26 protein-coding genes and 7 tRNA genes are annotated in these 26,998 nt (G+C 75.4%); 22 read left to right on the top strand and 11 right to left on the bottom strand.

Features of this window, described 5'->3' with window-relative positions; all coding sequences use genetic code 11:
• The first annotated feature begins 48 nt into the window (after positions 1 to 48).
• The 5 genes from cbiE to ACW69E_RS16925 all read left to right on the top strand — a co-directional run bounded on the left by cbiE (position 49) and on the right by ACW69E_RS16925 (position 7,652).
• The gene (gene cbiE / locus ACW69E_RS16945) at positions 49 to 1,287 is read left to right on the top strand and encodes a precorrin-6y C5,15-methyltransferase (decarboxylating) subunit CbiE (protein WP_457499079.1); all 1,239 of its coding nucleotides are present in this window, start codon (positions 49 to 51) and stop codon (positions 1,285 to 1,287) included.
• 203 nt (positions 1,288 to 1,490) lie between these two features.
• Positions 1,491 to 4,877, top strand: a complete 3,387-nt coding sequence (gene cobT / locus ACW69E_RS16940; protein WP_457499078.1) for a nicotinate-nucleotide--dimethylbenzimidazole phosphoribosyltransferase — start codon at positions 1,491 to 1,493, stop codon at positions 4,875 to 4,877.
• Positions 4,878 to 5,063: 186 nt separating this feature from the next.
• A complete protein-coding gene (gene cobA, locus ACW69E_RS16935) occupies positions 5,064 to 6,296 on the top strand; it encodes a uroporphyrinogen-III C-methyltransferase (RefSeq protein WP_457499077.1) in 1,233 nt (410 codons plus the stop codon).
• Positions 6,297 to 6,340: 44 nt separating this feature from the next.
• Positions 6,341 to 7,195, top strand: coding sequence for a TrmH family RNA methyltransferase (locus tag ACW69E_RS16930; RefSeq protein WP_457499151.1), 855 nt, complete (start codon positions 6,341 to 6,343; stop codon positions 7,193 to 7,195).
• Between the two features lie 244 nt (positions 7,196 to 7,439).
• Positions 7,440 to 7,652 (top strand): hypothetical protein, encoded by a 213-nt coding sequence (locus ACW69E_RS16925; RefSeq protein ID WP_457499076.1) that lies wholly within the window; start codon positions 7,440 to 7,442, stop codon positions 7,650 to 7,652.
• Positions 7,653 to 7,672: 20 nt separating this feature from the next.
• On the opposite strand, the gene ACW69E_RS16920 is transcribed toward ACW69E_RS16925, so the two are convergent.
• Positions 7,673 to 9,022, bottom strand: a complete 1,350-nt coding sequence (locus ACW69E_RS16920; protein WP_457499075.1) for a serine/threonine-protein kinase — start codon at positions 9,020 to 9,022, stop codon at positions 7,673 to 7,675.
• Positions 9,023 to 9,267: 245 nt separating this feature from the next.
• Here ACW69E_RS16920 and ACW69E_RS16915 point away from each other — a divergent pair, with 245 nt between their 5' ends.
• From ACW69E_RS16915 to ACW69E_RS16900, 4 genes are all read left to right on the top strand, one after another.
• Positions 9,268 to 9,510 carry a hypothetical protein gene (locus ACW69E_RS16915; RefSeq protein WP_093850830.1) on the top strand — a complete coding sequence of 81 codons (243 nt, stop codon included), beginning with the start codon at positions 9,268 to 9,270 and terminating at the stop codon, positions 9,508 to 9,510.
• A gap of 239 nt (positions 9,511 to 9,749) precedes the next feature.
• Positions 9,750 to 9,959, top strand: coding sequence for a hypothetical protein (locus ACW69E_RS16910; RefSeq protein ID WP_457499074.1), 210 nt, complete (start codon positions 9,750 to 9,752; stop codon positions 9,957 to 9,959).
• A 232-nt stretch (positions 9,960 to 10,191) separates the two neighbouring features.
• Positions 10,192 to 11,157 (top strand): phosphotransferase family protein, encoded by a 966-nt coding sequence (locus tag ACW69E_RS16905; RefSeq protein ID WP_457499150.1) that lies wholly within the window; start codon positions 10,192 to 10,194, stop codon positions 11,155 to 11,157.
• Between the two features lie 134 nt (positions 11,158 to 11,291).
• Positions 11,292 to 11,570: a TFIIB-type zinc ribbon-containing protein gene (locus ACW69E_RS16900; protein WP_206348116.1), complete on the top strand. Its 279-nt coding sequence runs from the start codon at positions 11,292 to 11,294 to the stop codon at positions 11,568 to 11,570.
• A 78-nt stretch (positions 11,571 to 11,648) separates the two neighbouring features.
• Here the strand turns inward: ACW69E_RS16900 and ACW69E_RS16895 are convergent.
• The 5 genes from ACW69E_RS16895 to ACW69E_RS16875 form a co-directional block, all read right to left on the bottom strand.
• Positions 11,649 to 11,720 (bottom strand) — tRNA-Val (locus ACW69E_RS16895).
• A gap of 18 nt (positions 11,721 to 11,738) precedes the next feature.
• Positions 11,739 to 11,810: transfer RNA gene (locus tag ACW69E_RS16890), tRNA-Val, on the bottom strand.
• A 27-nt stretch (positions 11,811 to 11,837) separates the two neighbouring features.
• Positions 11,838 to 11,909 (bottom strand) — tRNA-Val (locus tag ACW69E_RS16885).
• A 1-nt stretch (position 11,910) separates the two neighbouring features.
• Positions 11,911 to 11,981, bottom strand: a tRNA-Cys gene (locus ACW69E_RS16880).
• Positions 11,982 to 12,008: 27 nt separating this feature from the next.
• Positions 12,009 to 12,081, bottom strand: a tRNA-Gly gene (locus ACW69E_RS16875).
• A gap of 135 nt (positions 12,082 to 12,216) precedes the next feature.
• Here ACW69E_RS16875 and ACW69E_RS16870 point away from each other — a divergent pair.
• The 3 genes from ACW69E_RS16870 (at position 12,217) to ACW69E_RS16860 (ending at position 15,073) form a co-directional block, all read left to right on the top strand.
• A complete protein-coding gene (locus ACW69E_RS16870; RefSeq protein ID WP_457499073.1) occupies positions 12,217 to 13,332 on the top strand; it encodes a chorismate-binding protein in 1,116 nt (371 codons plus the stop codon).
• Positions 13,329 to 14,153, top strand: a complete 825-nt coding sequence (locus ACW69E_RS16865; RefSeq protein WP_457499072.1) for an aminotransferase class IV — start codon at positions 13,329 to 13,331, stop codon at positions 14,151 to 14,153. The genes ACW69E_RS16870 and ACW69E_RS16865 overlap by 4 nt, the downstream gene beginning before the upstream one ends.
• 89 nt (positions 14,154 to 14,242) lie before the next feature.
• Positions 14,243 to 15,073, top strand: a complete 831-nt coding sequence (locus ACW69E_RS16860) for a GNAT family N-acetyltransferase (RefSeq protein WP_457499071.1) — start codon at positions 14,243 to 14,245, stop codon at positions 15,071 to 15,073.
• Between the two features lie 6 nt (positions 15,074 to 15,079).
• On the opposite strand, the gene ACW69E_RS16855 is transcribed toward ACW69E_RS16860, so the two are convergent.
• Positions 15,080 to 15,631, bottom strand: coding sequence for a DsbA family protein (locus ACW69E_RS16855; RefSeq protein WP_457499070.1), 552 nt, complete (start codon positions 15,629 to 15,631; stop codon positions 15,080 to 15,082).
• Between the two features lie 141 nt (positions 15,632 to 15,772).
• Here ACW69E_RS16855 and ACW69E_RS16850 point away from each other — a divergent pair, with 141 nt between their 5' ends.
• Complete coding sequence (locus ACW69E_RS16850) at positions 15,773 to 16,246, top strand: hypothetical protein (RefSeq protein ID WP_457499069.1); 474 nt, start codon at positions 15,773 to 15,775, stop codon at positions 16,244 to 16,246.
• A 53-nt stretch (positions 16,247 to 16,299) separates the two neighbouring features.
• On the top strand, positions 16,300 to 16,542 hold the full coding sequence (locus ACW69E_RS16845; protein ID WP_457499149.1) for a hypothetical protein: 243 nt from the start codon (positions 16,300 to 16,302) through the stop codon (positions 16,540 to 16,542).
• Between the two features lie 74 nt (positions 16,543 to 16,616).
• Here the strand turns inward: ACW69E_RS16845 and ACW69E_RS16840 are convergent, their stop codons facing one another.
• Both ACW69E_RS16840 and ACW69E_RS16835 read right to left on the bottom strand, forming a co-directional pair.
• Complete coding sequence (locus ACW69E_RS16840) at positions 16,617 to 17,177, bottom strand: CGNR zinc finger domain-containing protein (protein ID WP_457499068.1); 561 nt, start codon at positions 17,175 to 17,177, stop codon at positions 16,617 to 16,619.
• 192 nt (positions 17,178 to 17,369) lie between these two features.
• The gene (locus tag ACW69E_RS16835) at positions 17,370 to 17,783 is read right to left on the bottom strand and encodes an SsgA family sporulation/cell division regulator (RefSeq protein WP_003959770.1); all 414 of its coding nucleotides are present in this window, start codon (positions 17,781 to 17,783) and stop codon (positions 17,370 to 17,372) included.
• Between the two features lie 121 nt (positions 17,784 to 17,904).
• Between ACW69E_RS16835 and ACW69E_RS16830 the strand changes: the two genes are divergently transcribed.
• The 6 genes from ACW69E_RS16830 to ACW69E_RS16805 all read left to right on the top strand — a co-directional run bounded on the left by ACW69E_RS16830 (position 17,905) and on the right by ACW69E_RS16805 (position 22,528).
• Positions 17,905 to 18,369 carry a TIGR02611 family protein gene (locus tag ACW69E_RS16830; protein ID WP_457499067.1) on the top strand — a complete coding sequence of 155 codons (465 nt, stop codon included), beginning with the start codon at positions 17,905 to 17,907 and terminating at the stop codon, positions 18,367 to 18,369.
• A 79-nt stretch (positions 18,370 to 18,448) separates the two neighbouring features.
• A tRNA-Val gene (locus tag ACW69E_RS16825) sits at positions 18,449 to 18,520 on the top strand.
• 210 nt (positions 18,521 to 18,730) lie between these two features.
• Complete coding sequence (locus tag ACW69E_RS16820) at positions 18,731 to 20,002, top strand: ABC transporter substrate-binding protein (protein ID WP_457499066.1); 1,272 nt, start codon at positions 18,731 to 18,733, stop codon at positions 20,000 to 20,002.
• Between the two features lie 20 nt (positions 20,003 to 20,022).
• Entirely contained in the window at positions 20,023 to 21,027 is a 1,005-nt protein-coding gene (locus ACW69E_RS16815) for a carbohydrate ABC transporter permease (RefSeq protein ID WP_457499065.1), read from the top strand.
• On the top strand, positions 21,024 to 21,932 hold the full coding sequence (locus tag ACW69E_RS16810; RefSeq protein ID WP_457499064.1) for a carbohydrate ABC transporter permease: 909 nt from the start codon (positions 21,024 to 21,026) through the stop codon (positions 21,930 to 21,932). Before ACW69E_RS16815 ends, ACW69E_RS16810 begins: the two co-directional genes overlap by 4 nt.
• Positions 21,929 to 22,528 (top strand): DUF624 domain-containing protein, encoded by a 600-nt coding sequence (locus ACW69E_RS16805; RefSeq protein WP_457499063.1) that lies wholly within the window; start codon positions 21,929 to 21,931, stop codon positions 22,526 to 22,528. The genes ACW69E_RS16810 and ACW69E_RS16805 overlap by 4 nt, the downstream gene beginning before the upstream one ends.
• Before the next feature lie 190 nt (positions 22,529 to 22,718).
• Here the strand turns inward: ACW69E_RS16805 and ACW69E_RS16800 are convergent, their stop codons facing one another.
• Entirely contained in the window at positions 22,719 to 25,208 is a 2,490-nt protein-coding gene (locus tag ACW69E_RS16800) for an SCO7613 C-terminal domain-containing membrane protein (RefSeq protein WP_457499062.1), read from the bottom strand.
• A 164-nt stretch (positions 25,209 to 25,372) separates the two neighbouring features.
• Between ACW69E_RS16800 and ACW69E_RS16795 the strand changes: the two genes are divergently transcribed.
• Both ACW69E_RS16795 and ACW69E_RS16790 read left to right on the top strand, forming a co-directional pair.
• Positions 25,373 to 25,921, top strand: coding sequence for an SRPBCC family protein (locus tag ACW69E_RS16795; protein ID WP_457499061.1), 549 nt, complete (start codon positions 25,373 to 25,375; stop codon positions 25,919 to 25,921).
• Positions 25,922 to 25,969: 48 nt separating this feature from the next.
• A tRNA-Val gene (locus tag ACW69E_RS16790) sits at positions 25,970 to 26,041 on the top strand.
• A gap of 126 nt (positions 26,042 to 26,167) precedes the next feature.
• On the opposite strand, the gene ACW69E_RS16785 is transcribed toward ACW69E_RS16790, so the two are convergent.
• Positions 26,168 to 26,893 carry an exonuclease domain-containing protein gene (locus ACW69E_RS16785; protein WP_457499060.1) on the bottom strand — a complete coding sequence of 242 codons (726 nt, stop codon included), beginning with the start codon at positions 26,891 to 26,893 and terminating at the stop codon, positions 26,168 to 26,170.
• Between the last annotated feature and the right edge of the window lie 105 nt (positions 26,894 to 26,998).

The following is a 26,998-nucleotide window of genomic DNA, read 5'->3' as shown; positions in this document are numbered from 1 at the left end:
CGACGCCTTCCGTCCCCGCCCCCACCACGCGCCAGGAGAGAGCCGACGATGGCCGACCGTGTCACCGTGATCGGGTGGGACGGCTCGCCGCTGACCGAGGCCGCCCGCGCCGCGCTCGGAGCCGCCACCCTCGTCGCCGGCGCCGCCCACCACCTGGCCCTCCCCGAGGTCCCGCCCGCGGCCGAGCGCGTCCGGCTGGGCAGCGTGGCGCTCGCCGCCCGCCGCATCGCCGGGCACCGCGGCACCGCGGTGGTCCTCGCCGACGGAGACCCGGGGTTCTTCGGAGTCGTGCGCACCCTGCGCGCACCCGAGTACGGCCTGGAGGTCGAGGTCGTACCCGCCGTCTCCTCCGTCGCCGCGGCCTTCGCCCGCGCGGGGATGCCCTGGGACGACGCCCGGATCGTCGTCGCCCACGGCCGCACCCTGCGCCGTGCCGTCAACGTCTGCCGCGCCCACACCAAGGTCGCCGTCCTCACCTCGCCCGGCGCCGGGCCCGCCGAACTGGCCCTGCTGCTGGAGGGGGTGCACCGCACCTTCTTCATCTGCGAGGCACTGGGCACCGACCGCGAACGGGTCACCGTACTGACCTCCGACAAGGTCGCCGACCACGTCTGGCGCGACCCCAACGTCGTGATCGTGGTGGGCGGTTCGGCGGCCGCGGCCGGGCCCGGCGCGGCGGGCCAGGGCGGATGGCTGGCCGGACGCGATCCGAACTACCCGCCCGCCGTGCGGGGCTGGGCCCTGCCGGCCGCCGAGTACACCGGGCAGGACACCCGGGCGGCCGTGGCGGGGACCGCCGACTCCGCGCAGCTGCGCGCCGTCCAGCTCGCCAGACTCGGTCCCAGACCGGGCGACCTGCTGTGGGACATCGGCGCGGGCAGCGGAGCCGTCGCCGTGGAGGCCGCCCGCTTCGGTGCCGCGGTCCTCGCGGTCGAGCGCGACGCGGCGGCCTGCGCGCGGATGTCCGCCGCCGCACGGCACTTCGGCGTCCAGCTCCAGGTCGTGCACGGCGTCGCGCCCCTGGCCCTGGAGGCGCTGCCCGAACCCGACGTGGTGCGCGTCGGCGGGGGAGGGGTGCGCACGGTCGCCGCCTGCGCCGACCGCAGGCCCGAGAGGATCGTCACACACGCCTCCACCCGCGACGAGGCCGAGGCCGTCGGAAGGGTGCTGGCGGACGGCGGATACGCCGTGGAGTGCGCCCTGCTCCAGTCCCTGGAACTGGACACCCGGGAGTGGACGGAACGCGAACGCGCGGTCGTCTTCCTGCTGTCCGGCAGCCGGATGTGATCTCGTCCGAGACGAACCGGACCAACCGGGCCCAGTCGTCCACCCCCGCCTCCCGCGGGGCGCGGTGGCGGGTAGGCTGATGGACCGTTGTGCCGCCTGCCGGTATTGACACTTTGTCTGTCGATGTCCGGACGGGTCGGACGGGGGCACGGCGGGCGCCCGCTGGGGCCGGAAGGAGCACTACCGATGGGCGAGGGGTACGCATGACTGACACCGGCCGGGTCCCGGGCGAGGGACAGCCGGAGAACGCAGGCGGACAGCCGGAGCAGCCGGGCGCACCGGCACCCGGCACGTACACCTTCGCGGGCCCGGTCGAAGGTGTGGCCTCGGGCTACGAGGACGATCTGCTGCTGCCCGGCTCCCACGGATGGGGCGAGGCGCCGGCGTCCGCGCAGCCTCAGGCGCCCGCACCCGTACCCGGCCCGCGCGAGTCGGACGGATACGGGCAGTACCCCGTGCCGCCCGCGCAGACGGCCCAGGGGCACGCGCCCCACACCGCCGCGACGCCTCCCCGGCCGCCGCACCTGGGGCCGCCCGTGCCCGAGCAGTCCGGCGTGGTGCGCACGCTCGCCGACCGCAGCAGCGCTCCGGCGGCTCCGGCGCCCACGCCCCCGCAGGGCGTGCCCGTACGGCAGCCCGGGCCGCCGACCACGGGGCCCGAGTACTTCGACGTCGCCCACGAGGAGCCCGCGGCGCAGGCCGCTCCCTCCCCGGAGGCGCCCGAGGCCGTCGCGCCCGCTCCCGCCGCGCAGCCCGGCACGCTTCCGTCCGACCCGGTGCAGCCCGGTGCCTGGGCACCGCAGCCCCCGGCGGCGGAACCCGGAACCGCTCCCGCGCAGCCGGCGGCCGGGTGGCCGGCCGAGCCGCTGCCCGGCCCGGACCTCGCCGCGATGCCTCCCGCTCCGGAGACCGGTGAGGCGCCGGCCGCGCAGGCTCCCGCTCCCGCTCCCGCCCCGGAGCCGGAGGCCGTGGCCGAGCCGGAGGCCGCGCCCGAGGCGGAGTCCGTGCCCGAGGATGCCGCTTCCCAGGAGGCGGCAGAGCCGCAGCCCCAGGAGCCCGCGCCGGCGCCGGTGGACGAGACGCCCGATCCCGATCCCGCCCCGGAGGCGGAGCCTGTGCCCGAGGCGGAGGCCGGGGCGGACGAGCCTCCCGTGGCCACTGCCCCCGTCGCAGCGTCGCCGGCCGCCGAGGCCGGCGCACCCGAGCCCTCCGTGGCCGGCCCCGGAGCCCGGACCGCCCACGAGTCGCAGGAGGCGGAACCGGAGCAGCCCGGGCCCGAGGCGCGCAGGACCCCGGAAGCCCCGGAGAACACCGGGGAGCCCGTCGCGGCGGAGGTCCCGGTGAACGCCTCGGCCGAACCCGCCCCCACCGAACCCGCCCCCACCGAACCCGCCCCCACCGAGCCCGCCTCCGAGGAACCCGCCTCCGAGGAACCCGCCTCCGGGGAAGCCGCTTCCCAGGAGACGGCCGAGGTGCCCGCCCCCGAACCCGCGGCCGCCGCACCCGCGCCGGCCCAGGCGCCGTCCGAGCCCGTGCCCGCCGAGCCCGTGCCCGCCGGGACCGGGGCTCCCGCTCCGGAGACCGGCGAGGCGCCGGCCGCGGAGGCCCCCGAACCGGCCCCCGAGCAGCAGCGGCTCGCCGTGGCCGCGGTGCCCGGCGCCGGGCCGCAGGTGATGGAGGCCGTGGCGGTCACCGCCGAGGCCCCCGGGCAGGAGGACGCACAGCCGCCCGCCGACGGCGGGCCGGCCGTACCCGTGGCCGGTCAGGAGCCCGGGAGCGGAACGCCGGAGGCGGCCGACGCCGCCGAGGCCGGCAAAGCCCTGGGGGAAGCCGCCGAACCCGCGGCTGCCGCCCCCGCCGCCCCGGGTTACGACGAGGCCGAACGCGAGACGCTGCACCGCCTCATGCGCGAGCGGCGGGACATCCGCAACGGCTTCCGCTCCGACCCGATCCCCGACGACGTGCTGCTGCGCGTCCTGGAGGCGGCGCACACCGCCCCCAGTGTCGGCCACTCCCAGCCGTGGGACTTCGTCCTCATCCGCTCCGAGGAGACCCGCAGGGCGATGCACGAGCTGGCCATGCGCCAGCGCGACGCGTACGCCCGGTCGCTGCCCCGGGCCCGCGCCAAGCAGTTCAAGGAGCTGAAGGTCGAGGCGATCCTCGACACCCCGGTCAACATCGTCGTCACCGCCGACCCCACCCGCGGCGGCCGCCACACCCTCGGCCGCCACACCCAGCCGAAGATGGCGCCCTACTCCTCGGCCCTGGCGGTGGAGAACCTCTGGCTCGCGGCCCGCGCGGAGGGCCTGGGCGTGGGCTGGGTCAGCTTCTTCGACGAGCGCGAGATGGTCCGGGCCCTCGGCCTGCCCGAGCACCTGGAGGTCGTCGCCTACCTGTGCATCGGGTACGTGGACGCCTTCCCGGACGAGCCCGAGCTGGTGCAGGCGGGCTGGTCCAAGCGCCGCCCGCTGTCCTGGGTCGTCCACGAGGAGTCCTACGGCCGCCGGGTCCTGCCCGGCGCGGAGGAGCCGCACGACCTGCTCACCGAGACCCTGGCGGGCATCCGCCCGCTGGACGCCAAGGCGCTCGGCGAGGCGTGGGAGCGCCAGAAGCGGATGACCAAGCCGTCCGGTGCGCTCGGCATGCTGGAGATCATCTCCGCGCAGCTCAGCGGTCTGGCCCGGCAGTGCCCCCCGCCGATCCCCGAGCCCGCGGCCGTCGCCGTCTTCGCCGGGGACCACGGGGTGCACGCCCAGGGCGTCACCGCCTGGCCGCAGGAGGTCACGGCGCAGATGGTCGCCAACTTCCTGGCCGGCGGCGCGGTCTGCAACGCCTTCGCGAACCAGGTGGGCGCCGAGGTCTGCGTGGTGGACGTGGGGGTGGCGGCCGACCTGCCGTCCGCGCCCGGTCTGCTGCCGCGCAAGGTGCGGCCCGGCACGGCCGACTTCACCGCCGGGCCCGCGCTCACCCGCGAGGAGGTGCTGCGCGCGGTCGAGGTGGGCATCGAGACCGCCCGCGACCTGGTGGCGGCGGGCAACAAGGCGCTGCTGACCGGTGAGATGGGCATCGCCAACACCACCGCCTCCGCCGCGCTGATCGCGGTCTTCACCGGCGCCGACCCGGCCGAGGTCACCGGTCGCGGCACCGGTGTCAGCGACGAGATGCACGCCCGCAAGGTCGAGGTGGTCCGCCGAGCCCTGGAGCTGCACCGGCCCGACGCCTCCGACCCCCTCGGCGTCCTGGCGGCGGTCGGCGGGCTGGAGCACGCCGCGCTGACCGGGCTGATCCTCGGCGGCGCCTCGCTGCGCACCCCCGTCGTCCTGGACGGAGTGAGCGCGGGGGCGGCGGCCCTGGTCGCGCGGGCCATCGCGCCCGAGGCGCTGGCGGCCTGCATCGCCGGCCACCGCAGCGCGGAGCCCGGCCACGTCGCCGCGCTGACCAAGCTGGGCCTGCGCCCCCTGATCGACCTCGACCTGAGGCTCGGCGAGGGGACGGGTGCCCTGCTGGCCCTGCCGGTGGTGCAGAGCGCGGCCCGGGCCATGCACGAGGTGGCCACCTTCGACTCGGCGGGCGTCACCGAGAAGAACTGACACGCCCCACCGCCGTACCGTCCGCAGGTCGCCGGAGAACCGCAGGTCTCCTCCGGTGACCTGCGGCACAGCGGGTCCGGGCCGCCGCGTCGTACGCTGCCCGCATCCGCTGCCCTCCGCAGCCAGTCCCGTCTCTGCCGCTCCAGCGCCGCAGCGGCCCGCGATCCTCCAAGGAGCCGCATCGCCATGTCCGAGCACTTCGCGCACCCCGCCTATCCCGTGGGTCTGCGTCTGACCGGGCGCCGCGTGGTCGTCCTCGGCGGCGGGACCGTAGCCCAGCGGCGGCTGCCCGCGCTGCTGGCCGCGGGCGCCGACGTCCTGGTGATCGCGCCCTCGGCCACCCCCTCGGTGGAGGCCATGGCCGAGGCGGGCGAGCTGCGCTGGGAGCGCCGCGCCTACCGTCCGGGCGATCTGGACGGCGCCTGGTACGCGGTCGTCGCCACCGACGACGCCGGCGCCAACGCGGCCGCCTCCGCCGAGGCCGAGGAGCGCCGGGTGTGGTGCGTCCGCAGCGACGACGCCGACGCCGCCACCGCCTGGACCCCGGCCACCGGACGCAGCGAGGGCGTCACCGTCGCCGTCCTGACCGGACGCGACCCGCGCCGCTCGGCCGCCGTGCGCGACGCGGTGGTCGAGGGCCTGCGCGACGGCACCCTGACCGCCCCCCGGCACCGTGCCCGCAGGGCCGGCGTCGCACTGGTCGGCGGAGGCCCGGGCGACCCGGACCTGATCACGGTGCGCGGCCGCCGGCTGCTGGCCGAGGCGGACGTGGTGATCGCCGACCGGCTCGGCCCGCGCGACCTGCTGGACGAACTGCCGCCGCACGTCGAGGTCATCGACGCCGCCAAGATCCCCTACGGCCGGGCGATGGCACAGGAGGCCATCAACGCCGCCCTCGTGGAGCACGCCAGGGCCGGAAGGTTCGTCGTACGCCTCAAGGGCGGCGACCCCTATGTCTTCGGCCGCGGCATGGAGGAGGCGCAGGCGCTGGCCGAGGCCGGGATCCCGGTCACGGTGGTGCCCGGCATCTCCAGCTCCGTCAGTGTGCCCGGCGCCGCGGGCATCCCGGTCACACACCGCGGGGTGGCCCACGAGTTCACCGTCGTCAGCGGCCACGTCGCCCCCGGCGATCCGCGTTCGCTGGTGGACTGGGCGGCCCTGGCGAAGCTGCGCGGCACCCTGGTGATGCTGATGGCGGTGGAGCGCATCGGCGCCATCGCCGAGGCCCTCGTCGAGCACGGGCGGGCCCCGGACACGCCCGTCGCCGTGGTCCAGGAGGGGACCATGGCCGGCCAGCGCCGGGTGGACGCCACCCTGGCGACCGCGGCGCGCACGGTCGAGGAGGAGGGCGTACGCCCGCCCGCGGTGATCGTCGTCGGCGAGGTGGTCGGCGTGAACCGGGCCGGGGCCGGCCGGTGACGGCGCGGGAGGCCGAGGGCACCGGGAGGACCGGGGCACAGGGAGTGGACACCGCCGGGCCGGAGGGCGGGGCCGGGACCGGGGCGGCCCGGGGTCCGATCACCGTCGAGGATCCCGGCGATCCGCGCCTGGGCGACTACACCGGCCTGACCGACGTCGGGCTGCGGCGCGTGCGCGAACCGGCGGAGGGCCTGTTCATCGCCGAGGGCGAGAAGGTCATCCGGCGCGCCCTCGCGGCCGGCTACGAAATGCGGTCGATGCTGCTGACGCCCAAGTGGGCCGAGGCAATGCGCGACGTGGTCGCCGGTACCCGTGCGCCCGTCTACAGCGTCGGCCCGGAGGTGGCCGAGCGGGTGACGGGCTACCACGTGCACCGCGGGGCCCTGGCCTCGATGCGGCGCAAGCCCCTCCCGGAGGCGGCGGACCTGCTGGCGGGCGCGCGCCGGGTGGCGGTGCTGGAGGCCGTGAACGACCACACCAACATCGGTGCCCTGTTCCGCAGCGCGGCGGCACTGGGCATGGACGCGGTACTGCTCTCACCGGACTGCGCCGACCCCCTGTACCGGCGTTCGGTCAAGGTCTCCATGGGCGCGGTCCTCCAGGTGCCGTGGACCAGACTGGAGTCCTGGCCCGGGGATGTCGGGGTGCTGCGGGAGGCGGGGTACGTCACCGCGGCGCTCGCCCTGGACGAGAACGCGGTCGGGCTGGGCGAGTTCGCGGCCCGCCGGCACCCCAGGCTCGCCCTGGTCCTCGGCTCCGAGGGGGACGGTCTGCGCCCGGCCACGGTCGCGGCCGCCGACGTGGCCGTGCGGATCCCCATGAGCGCGGGCGTGGACTCCCTCAACGTCGCCGCGGCGGCGGCCGTGGCCTTCTACGCGACCGGCCCCGCCGCGGGGTGAGCCCGTCCGTGTGTCCACTGTCCGCCAAAGCGGGCATTTGGTGACACTGGGTGATAAAGTGAACGCGCCAGTACTCGGTCGGCGCGGCCGGCGGCGGGCCGACCGCCGCCGACCCGCTCACGTCGATGACACACAGGTCTGTACTGGGGGTGCAGATCTCGACTTTGCCCCATCCAGAGGGCGGTCGGGTCGGGGCTGTCCGCGCTCGCCCCGGCCGTCCTCCCGAAGGGAAGGAAGACGACCGATGAGCACCCAGCCCGTCTCACACCCCCCGGTGGTCAGAGCCCTGTGGGTCCTGGTCGCCGTTCTGTTCTCCGCCCTCGTCGCCCTGGTCGCGGGCATCCTCTCCGGTGCCGCGGGCAGTACCCTCCCCGAAGCCGCGCTGCACGCGGGCGGCGCCTTCGCCGCCACCCTCCCGCTGTGCCTGACCGTCCTGTCCGCGCTCGGCGTGCTGTAGGCACCGGAGGTGAGCGGGCGTCAGCGAGCCGGGCGCACCACCGGACCGGCTGAGACCGGCGCCCCCGCCCCGGCCGCGTCCCCGGTGTCGACGGCCGGACCCGCGGGACGTCCCAGCCCCCGCGCCGGCCCCTGGCAGCCCTGTGCCGCCGCGATGCCGAGCGCGACCAGCAGCGTCACCGTCACGAACACGACCAGGCGCTGGCGCAGCAGACGGGGGTTCGCCGGCCGCCTGGGCCCCGGCCGGGCGCCGCCCGCGGTACGCACCGGACGACGGGCCGACGCCCCTCCCGCCGAGCCGCCCGACCGCCCCCCGGCGGAGGGCCGGGGGGTGTTCCGGGCCGGTGTACGAGGCGCCGGGCCCCGGGACGCGCCCGCCCCGTCCCGGTCGGCGAGGCCCGCGCGGCCGGAGGTCCCCCGGGAGCCGCGGCCGCCCGAGGGGCGGTCGCCGTCGCGCGAGGTGCGCTGCCGCAGATACTGCTCGGCCCGCTTCCCGGTCGGCCGCGCCGGGCGCACGGCCGCCCCGGTGGCCGCGCCCTCCGGCAGCCCGCGCGCCTCCCGGGCGGCGATCTCCCGCAGCCGCAGCGAAAGCTGCAGGGTGCTCGGCCGGTCCTCCGGATCCTTCGCCAGGCACGCCCGCACCAGCGGCGCCAACGCCGCGTGCACACCGTGCAGCTGGGGCTCCTCGTGCACCACCCGGTACAACATCACCTCCGAACTGCCCTGCCCGAAAGGCGAGTCCGCGGTCGCCGCGTACGCCAGCGTCGCGCCCAGCGAGAACACGTCCGTCGCCGGGGTCACCGCCGCGCCCCGCACCTGCTCGGGCGCCAGGAAGCCCGGAGAGCCCACCGCCGTGCCGACGTGGGTGAGGGTGCTGGCGCCGGTCGCCCAGGCGATGCCGAAGTCGATGATGCGCGGGCCCTTGGGCGACAGCAGGATGTTCGACGGCTTCAGATCCCGGTGCACCACACCGGCCTCGTGCACCGCCACCAGCCCCTCGGCCAGCGCCGCGCCGATCGAGGCGACCTGCGCGGCGGGCAGCGGGCCCTCCTCGTTCACCTTGTCGTGCAGCGAGGGCCCCGGCACGTACTGGGTGGCGAACCACGGGCGGTCCGCCTCCAGGTCCGCCGCCACCAGCCGGGCCGTGCAGCCGCCGCGGATCCGGCGGGCGGCCGACACCTCGCGCGCGAAGCGCGAGCGGAACTCGGGGTCCTCCGCGAGGTCCGGCCGGATCACCTTCAGTGCCACCCGCTGACCGCGCCGGTCGGAGCCGAGGTACACCACGCCCATGCCGCCCGCGCCCAGCCGCCGGTGGAGCCTGAACGAGCCGACGACTCGCGGGTCCTCGCGCCGGAGCCGCATCATCGCCATGTCCTTCCCCTACCTCCGGCCGGGAGCCCGTCCCGCCCCGGTGGGCGGCCCCGCACTGCCCGGTCCCTCTGACGTGCCACAGCTTACGGACTGAGGCCCCCTCGCGCCGACAGGCCGCGCATGAGGAACACACCGGTTGTCAGTGCCCGGTGGGAGACTGGGGGAGTGGGCGCGCGGCAGTCAGGGGCGGGGAAAACCCTGCTCAGGGGGCGTCCGACAGGCCTTCCCGGAAGGGGGATCGCACCATGAAGGGCGATTGGGTGGAGATCGTGGTGGACGCCGGAGACACCACCCGTACCTATGAGATGGCGGCCACGCGTGCGGGTCGGCGGGTGGAGACGCAGGTGCGCAGGGGAGTGGTGGAGGTGAGCGAGATCACCCGCAGCGGCACGGTGGTGCGCACCGCGCGCTTCATGGCCAACCGGGTGCTGGCCCTGGTCGAGCACCCGGTGCCGAGGGAGGACGCCGCACAGGAGCCGGCCCGCTGACCGGCGGCGCGGGCGAGGGCCCCTCCCCTCCGGGAAGACCCGGGCCCCGGAAGGCGCCTCTCCACCCTGGGGAGTACCCGGGGCGGAAAGGAGTCATCCTGCGGGAGGCCTCCGTTCGGTACGCGGGCATGACGACCGGGGACGCCCCCGGCTCCTAGTGTTGTTCTCAAGCGGCGGGTGCAGCACTCGTCCCCCGAGGTCAGACACCCGCCGCCCCGTACCACGACAGGAGCGGAACCATGGCGCACACAGCACAGCGCCCGGCGTCCCGGACGCAGGGACGCCTGGCGGACCTCGCCGCCCTCGGCACCCGGCCGGGCGGACGCCGCCACCCGCTGGTGGCAGCGGTCATGGTCCTTCCGCTGGCCGTCCTGCTGGCCGTCGTCTTCGGCGGAGTGGAAGCGGTGATCACACAGGCGTCGTCCGTGGCCGGACTGCTGGGGCTCTGACACAGGGCCCCGGGCTCGGGAGAGCGGCCCGAGCCGGGACATCCGGTCACCCAACCCCGTGGGGACGGGGGTACGGCGGACGGCGTGGGGCCCGGGCAGTTGGGGAACTGCCCGGGCACCGCGCCGCCTTGGGCCGTACGATCCGCCGCACGGCCCGTGCCCGCGGGCCCGGGAGGGCAGGAACACCGTGGCGCACGCACCGCTCATCGCGCATCTCGCCCACCGGGCGGCCCTGGCCGACGCCGCGGCGTCCCCCCGCCTCACGACCGCCGGTGCCGGCCGGCCCGTGGTGCTGGCCGAGCGGGCCGACGCCACCGTCGTACGCGGCGGGAGCGTCGTGGCCAAGGCACACGCCCTTGGCGGCGGCCTCGAACGGCTCGCGCTCCGGCTGGACGTCGCCGCCCATCCGCTGCTGCGTCACGTCCTGCTCGCGCCACTGCCCGCCGCCGAAGGCCCGTGGACCGGGGCCCCGGAGACGGGGGCGGGGCCGAGGAGGCGGCTTGTGGACACCCTGCCGGACGGCCGCCCGGTGACCCTGTGGCCCTACGGCACCCCCGTGGACCCCGGCGCACCCGAGGCCGCCCCCTGGGAGGCGCTCGGCACGCTGCTCGCCCGCCTGCACGCCGTACCGCCCGCCGCGCTACCCGGACCGCTCCCGCCGATGCGCGGCCCCGCCAAGGCCGCCCGCGCCCTGGAATCCCTGCGCCGCACGGTCCGCCGCACCGCCGCGGTACGGGCCGTCGAGGCGGCCTGGGCCGCCCTGCCCGCGTGGACGCGCGACGAGGCCCCGCCGCCGCGGGCGGACGCCCTGTGCCACGGCGACCTCCATCTGGGCCAACTCGTCCGGCACCCGGCGCCCGACGGCCCCTGGCGCCTCATCGACATCGACGACCTGGGCCTGGGCGATCCGGCCTGGGACCTGGCCCGGCCCGCCGCCTGGTTCGCCACCGGGCTGCTGGCCCCCGCGGACTTCGGCCGCTTCCTGGGCGCCTACCGGGCCGCGGGCGGCACCGCGCTCCCCGGCGGCCCGGACGGCCCTCCCCGCGACCCCTGGCCGCGACTGGACGCCCCCGCGCGGGCCCTGACCGTCCAACTGGCGGCCCGCGCACTGGTCGGAGCCGAGGCCGAGGGCCGCGCGCCGGACGAGACCGACCGCGCCCTGATCGACGCCTGTTCCCGCATCGCGGGATCCTGGTGAAGCCCGCGAGCCCTGCGCCGGGCGCGTCCGGACGGCCCGCCCCACCGATTTGACCGGTACGCGGACGCATCCGGAACGCCCCGCGGCGCGTCTGTACAACCACACGGTCCCTACCGCCACGGAGGCGAGAGACGATGCAGTGCCCCAAGTGCCGAGCGCACATGCAGACGTACAACCGCAGCGGAGTCCAGATCGAGCAGTGCGGCGGCTGCCGGGGGGTCTTCCTCGACTACGGGGAGCTGGAGGCGCTCACCCGTCTCGAGTCGCAGTGGTCGCAGCCGGCCCCGCCCCCGCCGGGCCCGGCCGCCCAGCCCTACCCGCCGGCCCCTCCCGCCTGGGGAGCCCCGCACCACGGCCACCACGGTCATCACGGTCGCCACAAGAGCTTCAGCCGGATGCTGTTCTCCTCCTGACCGGACTCCGGCCGTGACCGCGGGACGGCCCGGAACACGGAGAAGGGCCGGAGCAACAGGCTCCGGCCCTTCGGGATGTGGACGATACTGGGATTGAACCAGTGACCTCTTCCGTGTCAGGGAAGCGCTCTCCCGCTGAGCTAATCGTCCGCAGTGCGGTGTGCCGCGTGCGCGATACTGGGATTGAACCAGTGACCTCTTCCGTGTCAGGGAAGCGCTCTCCCGCTGAGCTAATCGCGCGGAACAAGGACCCCGAGGGGCCCTCAGTGGACGATACTGGGATTGAACCAGTGACCTCTTCCGTGTCAGGGAAGCGCTCTCCCGCTGAGCTAATCGTCCGAGGTGGAGACGGGATTTGAACCCGTGTAGACGGCTTTGCAGGCCGTTGCCTCGCCTCTCGGCCACTCCACCAGCGCGGGGGCCGCGAGGCCCCCATCGAGCGGACGACGAGACTCGAACTCGCGACATCCACCTTGGCAAGGTGGTGCTCTACCAACTGAGCTACGTCCGCAGTGCCTCTCCCGGGGCGATGCTCGGGAGCTGCCGCCACCTCCCGCTGCCGCGCTCGGTGACGACATGAACTCTAGCGGATTCCCGGGCCAGCTCAAATTCCGTTTCCCCAGCGTGCCCGCCATAGACTCACCGCGTGCACGATCCGGCCCCTATAGCCCGCTTCGGCGGCCTTGTCGCCACCGACCTGCGCGACGTCACCAGCGACCCCGCCGCCCTGGACTCCACGGGCTGGTGGGCGGTGGTCGCCGACTTCGAGGGGCGCCTGGTCTGCGCCCGCTTCGGCGACGTGCGGCCCTCCCCCGTGCCCCGCCCCCGGCCGGGGCACTGGCGCGGACCGGACACCGGCGCCTGGACGTCCTCCCTGGACCGCGCCGCCTACACCGCGGGCGTGCGGCGCATACGCGAGCACATAGCGGCCGGCGAGGTCTACCAGGCCAACCTCTGCCGTGTGCTCACCGCGCCGCTGCCCGACCCGGCCGCCGCCGACCCCGACGAACTGACCGCGCTCCTGGCGCGCGGCAACCCCGCCCCCCACGCCGGCACCGTCCGCCTCCCCGCCCACGGCGTCGAGATCGCCACGGCCTCGCCCGAGCTCTACCTCGCCCGCCGCGGGCGCACCGTGGAGTCCCGCCCCATCAAGGGCACCGGGCGCACCGCCGCCGACCTGCTGGACAAGGACCACGCCGAGAACGTGATGATCGTGGACCTGGTCCGCAACGACCTCGGCCGAGTCAGCGCCACCGGATCGGTCACCGTCCCCGCCCTGTGCGCCGTCGAGCCGCACCCCGGGCTCGTCCATCTGGTCTCCACCGTCCGCGGCGAACTGGCGCCCGGGGCCGGCTGGGCCGAACTGCTGGAGCACACCTTCCCGCCCGGGTCGGTCACCGGCGCCCCCAAGTCCAGCGCCCTGCGAGTCATCCGCTCGCTGGAGACCGCCCCGCGCGGCCCGTACTGCGGCGGCATCGGCTGGGTGGACGCCGACCGCGGCACCGGGGAACTGGCCGTGGGCATCCGCACCTTCTGGATCGACCGCGCCGCTCCCGGCGGCCCGGTGCTGCGCTTCGGCACCGGCGCCGGGATCACCTGGGGGTCGAACCCGGAGCGGGAGTGGGAGGAGACCGAGCTGAAGGCGGAGCGGCTGCTCACGGTAGCGTCGGGGGAGTACGCGAAGACGCCTCCCGCGAGCGTCGCGGTCCGGGCCACCGGCGCGGCGGGCACGGCAGGCGGGACCGGAGGAGCTGGAGCATGACGCTGATCTGGGTGGACGGAGAGCTGCGGGACGCCGACGCCGCACGGGTGTCCGTGCTCGACCACGGGCTGACCGTCGGCGACGGGGTCTTCGAGACGGTCAAGGCCGCCGGCGGGCGCACCTTCGCCCTCACCCGCCACCTGGAGCGCCTGGCCGCCTCCGCCCGCGGCCTGGGCCTGCCCGAGCCGGACCTGGACGAGGTGCGCCGCGCCTGCGCCGCCGTGGTGGAGGCCGACCCCGTGCCGCTGGGCCGGCTGCGGATCACCTACACCGGCGGCCTCTCCCCCCTCGGCTCCGACCGCGGTGACGCCGGGCCCACCCTGGTCGTCGCCCTCGGCGAGGCGAAGCCCCGTCCCGACACCACCGCCGCCGTCACCGTCCCCTGGGTCCGCAACGAGCGCGGCGCGCTGGCCGGCCTGAAGACCACCTCGTACGCCGAGAACGTCGTCGCGCTGGCCCACGCCCGCCGGCAGGGCGCCTCGGAGGCCCTGTTCGGCAACACCGTCGGGCGGCTGTGCGAGGGCACCGGCTCCAACGTCTTCGTCGTCCTCGACGGCGAGGTGCACACCCCGCCGCTCGCCTCCGGCTGCCTCGCCGGGATCACCCGCGCACTGGTGGCCGAGTGGACGGGGGCGCGGGAGACCGACCTGCCGCTGGACGTCCTGGAGCGGGCCGAGGAGGTCTTCCTCACCTCCACCCTGCGCGACGTCCAGGCCGTCCACCGGGTCGACGGACGTGAACTGCCCTCCGCGCCCGGGCCGGTCACGGCCAAGGCGATGCGGATCTTCGCCGAGCGCTCGGCGGCCGACATCGACCCGTGAGCCGGCGGCCGCACCTCCAAGGCGACCGGAGCCCCGGTTCTCCCCGCGCCGGGTGACAGCGGGGCGCCGCGGTGGGTAGAACCCAGGCGATGACCACCACCCTGCGCCCCACCGGACCCGAGCGGCGCGCCGCGGACGGCGCCCGCTCCCGCTCGTACGACATCTGCGTCAACGGCCGCCCCGCCGGCCGTCTGCGCCTGGCCACGGACGAGCGCTTCGGCCCGTCGGCCGGCCGCATCGAGGAGCTCGCCGTCCACGGGCCCGACCGCCGCCGCGGCCGGGCCACCGTCGCCGCGCTCGCGGCCGAGGAGGTGCTGCGCGGCTGGGGCTGCCGCCGGATCGAGGCGAGCGTCCCGGCGGACGCCGGCCCCGCCCTGCGGCTGGCCGCGGCCCTGGGCTACACCGAGCGCGGCCGGAGCATGGCCAAGGAACTGTCCGAGGCGCCCGCACTGCCACCGGGCAGCACGGTGCGCCCCCTGGAGGCGGACGAGTACCCCGCATGGCTGGAGAGCCGCCGGGAGGCCTACGCCCGCCTCTGGACCGAGCGGGGCATGGACCCGGCACGGGCCCGCGCCAGGTCCGGGGCGGACCACGCCGGGCTGCTGCCCGGCGGACCGGACACCGCGGGCACCGCCCTGCGGGTCCTCGTCCACGGGGGAGCGGACGTCGGCACGCTCTGGCTGGCGACGGCCCATGCGCGCGGGCCCGGTGCCTGGGTCTTCGACGTCGAGGTCGCCCCGGCGCACCGCGGCCGGGGCCACGGCCGGACGCTGATGCTCGCCGCCGAGCGCGAGTGCCTGGCGGCCGGGGTGCGCACGCTCGGGCTGCACGTCTTCACGGACAACACCGCGGCCCTGCGGCTGTACGAGTCACTCGGCCACCGGCCGACCGCCCACCATCTGCACAAGCCGCTGATCTGAGCGTTCCTAACCGTTTTGCCCGGCCTCCTCCCCGGACCCCTCCCGCTCCCCGGCTCCGGCCAGCAGCCGGTCGGCGATCTCCTCGATGCGCTCGCGCAGCCCCTCCTGGCTCTTCCCGCCGTCCAGCCGCTCACCACCGATCACATAGGTCGGGGTGCCGGTGACCCCGATCGCCCGGCCCTCGGCCTGATCGGCGTCGACGATCAGCAGATGCCGCCCGTCGATCAGGGCGGTGTCCATCTCCTGGGCGTCCAGGCCCAGCTCCCGGGCCACCTCCAGCAGCAGCTCCTCGCCGCGCTCTCCCAGCTCACCGGCGCGGGCCAGGACCGCCCGGGCGTACTCGTCGCCGCGGCCCTGCGCGTACGCCTCCTCGGCGGCCTGGGCGGCGGCGTAGGAGTGGCGGTGCTTGTCCAGTGGGAAGTGGCGCAGCCGGATCTCCAGGGCGTCGCCGTACCGCTCGCGCAGCGCGCGCAGGTCGGCCATGGCCCGGTCGCAGTCGGGGCACTGCAGCTCGTACCAGACGTCCAGGACGGGGCGGGTGGGGCGGGTGTCGTTCATGCGGACAAGTCTCCCAGCCCGGCCCGGGGAGGGGAGCGGGAGGTGCGCGAGGGGCCCGCAGGAGGAGACGGCCCGGAAATCCCCCCGAGATCGCGGGGCGGAACATGGCACATACGGGGCGGGAGGCGGCACGATGGATACATGCTGACCACGACCGTCTGCGCGGCGCTCTCCGCGGCGGGACTGGCCGTCGCCTTCCTGACGGCCTACCGCCGCCGTTTCGCCGCGGCCACCCGCATAGCGGCCCTGTCCCTGGTGCCCGTCGGGCTGGCGATGTCCGGCCTGCTGGGAATGTTCGGCGAGATCGGAGGGGCGGTGGCGGCCTGGGCCTCGGACCTGGTGCTCAAACCCACGGTCTGGGCCGGCTTCGGGGTGCTCGCCGCCGCCCTCGTCCTGTATGTGGTGGGCCGCGCCGCCGGCAGGCGTACGCGTGCCCGCGAGGGCGGATCCGGGCGCGGCGCACGCCGCGCGACGGAGTCCGGTGCCTCCCGGCCGGCCCTCGGCGGCGAGGGCGACAAGCGAGGCAGGGGCGGTGAGGGACGTCCCGGGGCGGGGGCGACCGACGCGGACGACTTCTCGGACATCGAAGCGATTCTGAAGAAGCACGGCATCTGAATCCGGTGAACCGTGCCCGCGCGCTGGTGTGTTGAACCGCGCGGTGCTCCTGCCTGCGCCATCATCGCGGCGAGATGCACGACACCACCGAGACACCCGAGGCCCGTGCCCCCGGCTCCCTGCGTGAGGCGGGTCACGGCATCCGGTCCGGCGGACCGCCCGCGGGACTCCCCGGCGGACCGCCCGAGCCCCGCGGCTGCCTGTTCGCCCTCTCCCAGCCACCGCTGATGCTCTTCCTGGCCGTCATCGGCGCGCTGGTCTTCCTGGCGGCGGTGCACGACCTCTTACTGCTCTGACCGCCGCCGCGCCCTCCGCTTCCCGGTGTCCGCGGCGCTTCCGGCCGGGCCGGGGCGGACGCCGGGCGGGCCGGTCAGTTCCCGGAGGCCTCGCGCTGCCGCGCCCGGTAGGCGGCCACGTGCAGACGGTTGCCGCAGGTGCGGCTGTCGCAGTAACGGCGCGAGCGGTTGCGGGACAGGTCGACGAAGGCGCGGCGGCAGTCGGGGGCGGCACAGCGGCGCAGCCGCTCGCGCTCACCGGCGACGACCAGGAAGGCCAGGGCCATGCCGCCGTCTGCGGCCAGGTGGTCGGCGAGGGAGGCGCCCGGCGCGAAGTAGTGGATGTGCCAGTCGTAGCCGTCGTGGTCGGTGAGCCGGGGCGTGGTGCCGGCGGCGGCCACCAGTGCGTTGACCAGCTCGGCCGCGTGGTGCGCGTCGGAGGCCGCGAAGACCCGCCCGAACCGGTCGCGCACCTCCCGTACGGCGGCCAGGTCCGTCTCGTCCAGGGCACCCACGTCGCTGACGGCGTTGCGTTCGACGAAGGCGCGCAGCGCACCGGTGTCGGTGAGCGTGTCGGGGGTGTGCTCGTCGGGCGCGGTGTTCAGGAGGTCGACGACGGCGTCGAGGGCGCACCGGGTGTCGTGGTTGATCAGCACGGTCGTGGCTCCCTGGCCGGTCTGTCGTCGGCAGCCCTGCGGGCCTTGCTGCGGTGAGACTCTAGCCTCTCCCGGACACGGCGACGCCGCCGCCACGGTGGTACGTGGCGGCGGCGTCGCCGTCGCTGGGCAAGGAGGGCCGGGCCCCGAGCCGTCGCCCCGAGTCGGACGGCAGCGGGGTGCCGGCGGCTGTCAGCTCTCCGCGAGGATGTGGGAGAGCTCGGTGTCGAGGTCGAAGTGCCGGTGCTCGGTGCCGGGGGGGACTGCGGCGTCCGTTCGCTTGAGGAAGGATTCCAGGGCCCGTGCGGGGGCCTCCAGCAGCGCCTCGCCCTCGGGTGAGCTGAGAGCGATGCAGACGACGCCCTGACCGTGGCTGCGGGACGGCCAGACACGGACGTCGCCGGTGCCTGTGGGACGGTGCAGGCCTTCGGCGAGGAGGTCGCGGGCGAAGACCCACTCGACGGTCTCCTCGGCGCCGGTGTGGAAGGTGGCGTGCACGGCGTAGGGATCGGCCGTGTCATACCGCAGGCCCGCGGGTACAGGCAGGGAGGACTCGCTCGACACAACGAGGCGCAGGTGCAGCTCGCAGCTGACCGTGGTGTTCATAAGCGCCAGGGCCTTTCGCTCAGTGTGCGCTCGGGGATTCGCACGTCGGCGAAATCGACATGCCACCTACGGGAGGGGTGTAAACCCCTCTGCCCCTTTTGCTTCCCTTCGCATCATTCAGATGGAGGAATGGGGATTTGGTCGGTGGTCTGTTCGGGCGAACGGCTCGGAGGGCTCGGGTAATCTGGGGCGGGTGGAAACCGAGAGTAAGGAACGGGCCCTCGGTTCACGGGCGCCACGCTTCATCAAGGCGTCCCGGGCGCTCCATCTGAGCTGGCAGGTGGGGGTCTTCCTGGTCGGGCTCGCCATCGTGTTCGCCGGAGTGCTGATGCTGGCGCTGCCGGGGCCGGGCTGGCTGGTGATCTTCACGGGGCTGGCGGTCTGGGCGACGGAGTTCGTCTGGGCCCAGATCGTCCTGCGGTGGACGCGGCGGAAGGTCTCCGAGGCGGCCAGGCGCGCGCTCGACCCGAAGGTGCGGCGCCGCAACATGACGCTCACGGCGCTCGGTGTGGCCGTCGCCGCGGTCCTGGTGGGCCTGTATCTGGCCCGGTACGGGCTGGCGATGCCGTGGGACGTCGCGGGCTGAGCCGGCGGGGCGGCCGGGCCGGAGGGCGCGAGGGGGGCACGGGCAGTCGCTGACATGCGGTAATGTTGTCGCCGCACCCGGGCGATTAGCTCAGCGGGAGAGCGCTTCGTTCACACCGAAGAGGTCACTGGTTCGATCCCAGTATCGCCCACCGAAGGCCGGGGTCCCGGCAGGCTCGAAGCCTGCCGGGACCCCGGCCTCTTCGTGTCCGCCCGCATACGCTCCGGATGCCCGGCGGTGAATTCCGTCCGAACCGTTGACGCCTCTGCCGCGCGTCCCTAAGTTAGCCCGGCAAGCGCTTGCCTAAAACGTTTCAAACAACCGGGGTGGCGGGACGAACCCGCCCGGGAGGGGCGTTTCGATGAGTTCTCGACGGAGCAGGGCCGCGGGTCTGCGGGCCATGGGGGCCGGTCTGGCCGCGCTGGGGCTGCTCGCCTCCGGGTGCGGCGGCGGTGACGCGGGCGCGGACGGCAAGGTGACCATCCGCTACTCCTGGTGGGGTGCGCAGGACCGGGCCGACCTGATCAACAGGACCATAGACCTGTTCGAGAAGGAGAACCCCGGCATCGAGGTCAAGACCGACTTCCAGGAGTACGGCGACTTCTGGACGAAGTTCAACACCCAGGCCGCGGGCGGCAATCCGCCGGACGTCTTCCAGAACTCCCATGCCTTCCTGCGCAAGTACGGCCAGAAGAACCTGCTGCTGGACCTCAACCCCCAGGTGAAGGCGGGCAATCTGGACCTGGACGACTTCCGCCAGGGGCTCGGCAGGGCCGGTGAGATCGACGGGAAACTGCTGGGCGTGCCGGTGGGGGCCAACACCTTCACCCTCGTCTACGACGTCAAGGCGTTCGAGGAGGCCGGCGTCACCCCCGAGCAGGGCTGGACGTGGAAGGACTTCGACGCGGCCGTCGAGAAGATCAGCGAGCCCGGGGAGAAGTTCTGGGGCGCCAGCAGCAACGGCGGCGTGATGTACCTGTACGACCTCCGCCTGCGCCAGGAGGGCAAGGCGTTCTTCACCGAGGAGGGGCTCGGCTTCACCGAGGCCGATCTGAGGAAGTGGTGGGGCGACCACCGCGCCAAGATCGACGACGGCCTGCTCGTCCCGGCCAAACAGGCCGCGCAGGTCCTGCCCAAGTCCGAGGTCAGCGCCGGTCTGTCGGCCGCCGAGTTCACCTGGGACAACTTCCTGGCGCGCTACGTCTCCGAGACGGACCGGGAGCTCGCCCTGGCGCCCGTCCCGACCATGGACGGCGAGCGCACCGCGCAGTACCTCTCCTCCCTGATGCTCAGCGCCTCCGCCCGGACCAAGCATCCGGAGGAGGTCGCCAAGTTCATCGACTTCATGGTCAACGACCCCGAGGTCGGGAAGATCATGGGCTACAACCGCGGAGTGCTGCCGACCAACGCGCAGTTCGAGGCCTACGAGCCCGAGGGGCCCGACGCCAGGATCGCCGAGTACGAGAAGAGCGTCACCGACCGGCTGGAGCCGATCACGCCCCACCCGGCCGGGACCGACACCGTCGAGGCGGCCTTCCTGAGCATCTACCGCTCGATGGCACAGGGCTCGGTGTCCGTCGACGAAGCGGTCTCCCAGTTCTTCGACGAGGCCAAGACCGCCCTCGGCTCCTGATCCGAGGAGAACGTCCCGTGATGCGTACCGAAACCCCCGCACCGGCCGGGACGGAGCAGGAACGGGCGGCGAGGAGTCCTCGCCGCCCCGCCCCCTCCGCCCCCGCCTCCCGGCCCGCCGCCGCGCGGCGGCGGGCCCGCCGGGAGACCCTGGCCGGCTATCTGTTCCTCTCCCCGTGGTGCGTCGGCATCCTGCTGCTGACGCTGGGGCCGATGCTCGTCTCCCTCTATCTGGCCTTCACCGACTACAACCTCTTCGACTCGCCCCGCTGGGTGGGCCTGGAGAACTTCTCCGAGATGTTCTCCGACGACCGCTGGTGGACGTCGGTGCGGGTCACGGCCGTGTTCGTGCTGGTGGCCACCCCGCTCAAGCTCGCGGTCGCGCTCGGCGTGGCCATGCTGCTGGTGCGGCCCCGCAAGGGGCAGGGCTTCTACCGCTCGGCGTTCTACGCCCCCTCGCTGATCGGGGCGAGCGTGAGCATCGGCATCGTCTGGCGGGCCCTGTTCCAGGACGACGCGGTCGTCGACCGTTCCCTGAGCCTGTTCGGCTGGGACGGCGGCGGCTGGGTCGGTGACCCGGACTGGTCGCTGCCCACCCTGATCGCCCTGTCGGTCTGGCAGTTCGGCGCGCCGATGGTCATCTTCCTGGCCGGCCTCAAGCAGGTGCCGCGCGAGTTGTACGAGGCGGCCGAGGTGGACGGCGCCGGCGCCTGGCGGCGGTTTCGCTCCATCACCCTGCCGATGATCTCCCCGGTGCTCTTCTTCAACCTGCTGCTGGAGATCATCCACTCCTTCCAGATCTTCACCTCCGCGCTCGTGATCGCCGGACCCGGCGGACGCGCGGGCGGCCCCGGCGACTCGCTGCTCGTCTACACCTGGTACCTGTACGAGCAGGGCTTCTCCAATCTGCGCATGGGGTACGCCTCCGCGATGGCCTGGATGCTGCTCGCCGGGATCGCCGTGGTGACCGCCGTGCTGTTCTGGTCCCAGCGACGCTGGGTGCACTACGAGGAGGGGGGCCGATGAGCGCGCCCACCGGCACCGTCCGTCCCGTCCGCACCGCCCGCCCCCCGCGCACCGGCGCCGGCGCCCCGGCGCGCGGCAGGGTGCGGTCGGCCCTGTGGCACCTGGGGGCGCTGGCCCTGCTGGCCGTGGTGCTCTACCCGGTCGTCTGGGTGCTGGGCGGCTCCCTCAAACCGGGCGACGAGATCGTGGGCAGCACGGAGTTGCTGCCCACCGATCCGCTCACCGACAACTACGAGCGGCTCGCCGACGGGATCGCGGGCATCGGCATCGAGACGTTCTTCGTGAACTCGCTGCTGGTCGCGCTGGGTTCGGTGGCCGGTGTGCTGATCTCATGCTCCCTGGCCGCGTACGCCTTCGCCCGGATCCGCTTCGCGGGCCGCAACGTGCTGTTCGCGCTGATGATCGGCACCCTGCTGCTGCCCGTCCACGTACTGCTGGTGCCGCAGTACGTGCTGTTCCAGAAGATGGAGCTGATCAACACCTATGTGCCGCTGCTGCTGGGCAAGTTCCTCGCGGTGGACGCGTTCTTCGTCTTCCTGATGGTGCAGTTCATGCGCAACCTCCCCAGGGAGCTGGACGAGGCGGCCCGTATCGACGGCTGCGGCCACTGGCGGATCTACTGGACGATCGTGCTGCCGCTGTGCCGCCCGGCGCTGATCACCAGTGCCATCTTCGGTTTCATCTGGGCCTGGAACGACTTCCTCGGGCCGCTGATCTACCTCAACGAGCCCGACAAGTACACCGTCTCGCTCGGTCTGAAGATGTTCATGGACCAGGACAGCCTCGCCGACTACGGAGGCATGATCGCCATGTCGGTCGCGGCCCTGCTGCCGGTACTGCTGTTCTTCCTCGCCTTCCAGCGCTACCTCGTCGAGGGCGCGGCCACCTCGGGGCTCAAGGGATGAGCGCGACGAGCGCCGAGGCGGGTACGGACCGGCGGCCCCCCGCCGCTCGGTTCGCGCTCTTCGCCGAGTGCCTGCTGGCCGGGGTGTGGCTGCTGCTCGCCGCGCTCGCGCTGGTGACGGCACTGCCCGCGTTCGCCGCCGCCTGCGGGCACCTGCGGCGGTACCTGGACGCCGAGCAGGCCGGGTGGCGGCGGTTCGCCGCCGAGTGGGCGGCCGCCGTACGCACCGGCTGGCGGTTCTCGCTGCTGTGGTGGGCCGCCCTGGCACTGCTCGCCTTCGATCTGCGGGTGGCCTCCTCCGGACTGCTGCCCGCAGGCCCCGCGGTGGCCGCGGTCGGCGCCGCCGCCGCGGTGGCCGTGGTGGTGACCGGGCTGCGCACCGCCGCCGCCTGGCGGCCCGGCGACGACTGGGCCCGCACCGCCCGGGCCGCCGCCCGGCGCACTCTTCGCAGCGAGCCGGGCGGCTCGCTGCTGCTGGCCGGAGGGCTGGCCGTGGTCGGCGTCGCCGCCTGGATGCTGCCGCCCCTGATCGCCCCGGCGCTCGGCTGCCTGGCCGCCTGCGCGGTCGCCGTCGAGCGGCGGTACGGCCGCACCTGACCGAGTCCCCCGGGCCGGTCGCCGCTCGGGCTCGCTCGGGGCCGTCCGGTCGCCTGTCCTGCCGCGGCGGCACGGTCCTGGGCGTCTTGCACTGGTCGGCTCCGCCCCCGGGATGAGGCCGTACCGGACCGGGGCGGACGGTCCAGGCTCCCGTCCGCCCCTCCCGGCCTTCCCGCCCTGGTGCCGCCCGTCAGCGCATCCGGCCCACCGCGCGGCGCAGCCGCCGGGCGTCCCGCAACCGCCGCTCGTAGGTCGCGCCGGCGAGCAGCAGCAGCACGCCCGCCGCGGCGGGCGGAACCCAGCGGGGCAGGAGCCCGGCCACCTGGACGACATGGGGGGCCAGTTCGTGCACGGCGACCAGAGCGGCGGTGCCCCCGCCCATCAGCAGCGGGGCCTTCAGCCGCGACCGTGCGCCCAGCACGGTCAGGGCCAGCGCGGCGGCGCCCAGCAGCAGCGGGCGCGGCCAGTGCGCGTCCGCCCAGACCGCCACCAGGCTCGGCACCAGGGTCGTCGCCAGCCCGGGGCCGTACGCCGCCCAGGAGGAGACCTCCGGCCGGATCCGGTGCAGATGGCCGACAGCCAGTGCGGCGACGGTGACCGGCAGGGTGTACGCCTCCGGCGAGGTCACCTCCCAGCTCCCCAGCCGGACCCACCAGGCCGACACCAGCAGCGCGCCCCCCGCGTACGCCGCGACCGGCCTGCGCTCCGCACGCAGCGCCACACCCCCCGCGGCCACCCCGCACAGGGCCAGAGCCAGGGAGACCGCGACGGGCTCCGCGACCGTCAGCGCGACGGCCGCGGCGGCGACGGCGTACCCGGCGCACTCCACCGGCACTCCGGCCGGGCGCCCCCGTAGCCGGGCCGCCAGGGGCACCGTGGCGACCGCGACGCCCAGCACCGCGAACGCCGCCCGGTGCGGCGGCACGTCCAGGGCCAGGGGCACGGCGGCCGCGAACGCGCCCGACCACAGCACCGCCGCCACGGCCGCCACCGGCCCCACCACGGCTGTGACGCGCGCGGCCACCGCCGCCCCGGCGAAGGCCGCGGCCAGCGCGCCCAGAACGGCCACCGTCATCGCCGGTTCGGCCAGGGACCAGCCGCTCACCGCCACGGCCGCCACCACCGCCGCCACCAGCGCGGTCACCGGAGACGCCCCGGCCGCGCCCGGCAGGGGCGGACCCACCGAGACGGCCAGCAGCACCACCACCAGCGCCACCAGCAGCACCACGGCCACCCGGTACGGCAGATCCAGCACCACCGGCAGTACGGCCGCAGCCGCGCCCGCCGCCACCAGCGCGCCCCCGCAGGCCCTCGCGCGCCACTCCCGCGGCATCCGCGCCCCAGCCCCCAGGCCCCGGCCCACCGCGGCCGACGCCACCGCCAGCGTGCCCAGCACCACCGGCAGCGCCATCCCGTACGGCCAGCCCAGCGCCGGAGCCACCGCGGCCCGGGCGCCCCGCGGCGCACCGTCCCAGGCCCTGAACACCCAGCCCAGCGGCCCCAGCACCAGCCGCGCCACGGCGGGCAGCGCCCACAGCGCGGCGCCGGCGCACACCGCTGCGGACGCCAGCCGCAGCCCCGCCGCCACGGACCGTTCCCCCACCGGGACCGCCCCCAGCGCCAGCGCGCACAGCAGGAAACCCAGCACCGGCCACCCCGGCTCCGGCAGCACCCCCGCCCTCCACGGCGCGGCACCGCCCGCCACCAGCACGGCCAGCCCCGCCACGGCGGCAGACGCCACGGCGCCCGGCGCAGGCGTCGCGGGCGCCGCCTCCGCGCGGGGCGCCGCACGGGCGAGACGGCGGGCCGCGTACAGCAGCACCGCCGCGGCCACCGCGAGCAGCGCGGTCGCGTGAGCCGAATCGGCCCACCCCACCGCCGTCAGGGCCAGCACGGCGGCGGTCAGCAGCCCCGGAGCCCCCAGCGCACAGCCCGTGGCGAGAGCCGTCACCGCCGGCGCCCGCCGTCCGCGTCCGGCACACCACAGTGCCACCGCCGCGTCACCGGCCGCCGTGGCCAGCAGAGCCCAGGAGAAGGCGTACGGGCCGCCGTCCGCGCTCAGCGCCCACAGCGGCAGCGGGAGCTGGGCGAGGCACAGAGCGGTGGGCAGCGGGCCGCGCAATCGGGGCAGCGCCGCCCCGTACCCCGCCCAGAGCGCGGCGGTCACGGCCGCCGCCACCGCCGCGTAGCCGGCGCCGCCTGCCTCCGGCAGCGCCACCCGGTGCAGCGCGTAGGCGTCGAGCAGCAGCAGGACCAGACCCAGCGAGGCCACCGCCTCGGCCGTCGCCACCAGCCCGCGGCGGAGCAGCGCTGCGGGCACGGCCAGCGCCAGCAGCGTCAGCGCGCCCAGTACCGCCGAGCGCTCCCCGATGCCCAGCCGGCCCCAGCTCACCAGGGTGAAGGCGGTCACCGCGACCGCCAGCAGCGCCCCGCCGAGGGCCAGCAGCACGTTCCGCGCGGCCGGCGGGGCGGCAGGTGTGGTCGATGGGGTGGGCGGGCCGGCCGGGGGAACACGGGGGACGGCATCCGCCCGGCCGCCGCCCCCGGGGCCGCAGGAGCGCAACCCGGCCAGCAACTGCCCGCGCAGGGACAGCAGTTCGGTGCGCCGGGCCTCCAGCCGCCACAACTCGGCGTCGATCTCCCGCACCTGTTGCGGCACCGGACCGGTGAGCGGCAGCACGCACCGGGGGCAGGCGGTCGCCGGCGCACCGGGAGCGAGTGGCAGTGAGCAACCGGGGCAGTAGGCAGGCGGTGGGAGGTTCGGCATGCGCGGAGTGTGGCGCGCGCGAGGGCGAGCGGGCATGCGCGGTGGTACTCAGGAGGCCCTGAGTACCACCGCGCCCCGTGCGGAGGGAGGGTGACGCGGTGGGCCTGAGCCACTACCGCTTCCGCGGCGTCTGGGATCTGGACACACCGCCCGGGGACGTCTACGCCGTCCTGGAGCGGGCCGGGGAGTACCCCGAGTGGTGGCCGCAGGTGCGCGAGGTCGTCTGGCGGGAGGACGGCGGCGGGGGAGGGGGACGGGCGGCCGGCTCCGCCCGTATCCGTTCCCTGCTCCCCTACGACCTGCGGATCACCGCCCGGCTCACCCTCCGCGACCCCGCCGCCCGGGCCCTGGCGATCGAGATGGACGGAGACCTGGAGGGCTGGGCCCGCTGGCGGCTCGCCCCGCGCGACGGCCCGCACGGCCCCGCCGCCCCGCGCGCCGGCGGCACCCGTGCCGTCTTCGAGCAGGAGGTGGAGGCCCGCAGGCCCCTGCTGCGGCTGCTGGCCCTGCCCGGCCGTCCGCTGTTCGCGGCCAACCACGCGCTGATGATGCGTGCCGGGCACCGCGGGCTGCGCCGCCGGCTGGGGGAGGTCCCACCGGGAGGGCGCGGGAAGGAGTTTGGATGAACACCCGCGCTCCCTGTATGGTTCTCGTCGTGCCGCAGGGCACCGCAGGGGCGATTAGCTCAGCGGGAGAGCGCTTCGTTCACACCGAAGAGGTCACTGGTTCGATCCCAGTATCGCCCACCGCCCGGGAGGCCGGTTCCGTTCGACGGAACCGGCCTCCCGCGTTTCGCGCCCGGCCTCCCGGCCGCCTTCCCCGAAGCGGCCCCAAGGGCCCCGGACCGGCCCCGGACAGCTCCCGGCCCGCTCTCAGACCGTGGCCGGGACCTCCGTCCGCAGCGGCCACGCCGGATCGACCGCCTCGTCGGACCCGTTGCGGGCGAACCACGCCTGCAACCCGCGTGCCTGGGCCGCGTGCCAGACCGACTGCAGGGTGTGGAGCTCGGCCGGAGACATCGAGGACAGCCGCCGCGCGTGGCGGCGCCCCACCTCCCGCACGACCTCGAGCGCCGCCGCGGCGTCGGCGGCCGCGTCATGGGCCTCGGCCAGTTCCACGCCGTAGTGCCCGCACAGCGCGGCCAGGGTGCGGCGGCCCTTGCGGTAGCGGTCCAGATGCTTGTCCAGCACCCGCGGGTCCAGCACGCACAGCGGAGGGGACGCGAGGGCATCGGTCAGCGAGGTGCCGTGATGCCGCCGCGACTCCCGGTCCAGCAGCGTCAGATCGAACGGCGCGTTCATCACCACCAGCGGCAGCCCCTCGGACGCACGCTCCGCCAGGGCACGCACGATCTCCCCGACCGCGTCCGCCGGGCGGCGGCCGTGCTCGCGCAGGTGCTCCCCGGTCAGACCGTGCACCGCCGCCGCCCCCTCGGGCACCGGCACCCCCGGGTCCACCAGCCAGCGCACGGCGCGCACCTCGGCCCCCGGCGCGTCCTGCACCACCAGCGCGGCCGAGACGATCCGGTCCCGCTCCGGGTCCACCCCCGTGGTCTCGGTGTCGAATGCGGCGAGCGGTCCCTCGTACCACACCGTCATGCTCTGCTTCCCCTCCGTGTCGAGACCGGGACCGTCCCGGCGGGCGGGCGCACACGGCGGCGCGTACGCCCGTCGCCCGTCTTGATACCTCACCCGGCTCGCGGC

Source organism: Streptomyces sp. SS8 (assembly GCF_054072955.1).
The sequence above is the reverse complement of the archived record's forward strand: the minus strand, read 5'-3'. Positions and strand labels throughout refer to the sequence as shown.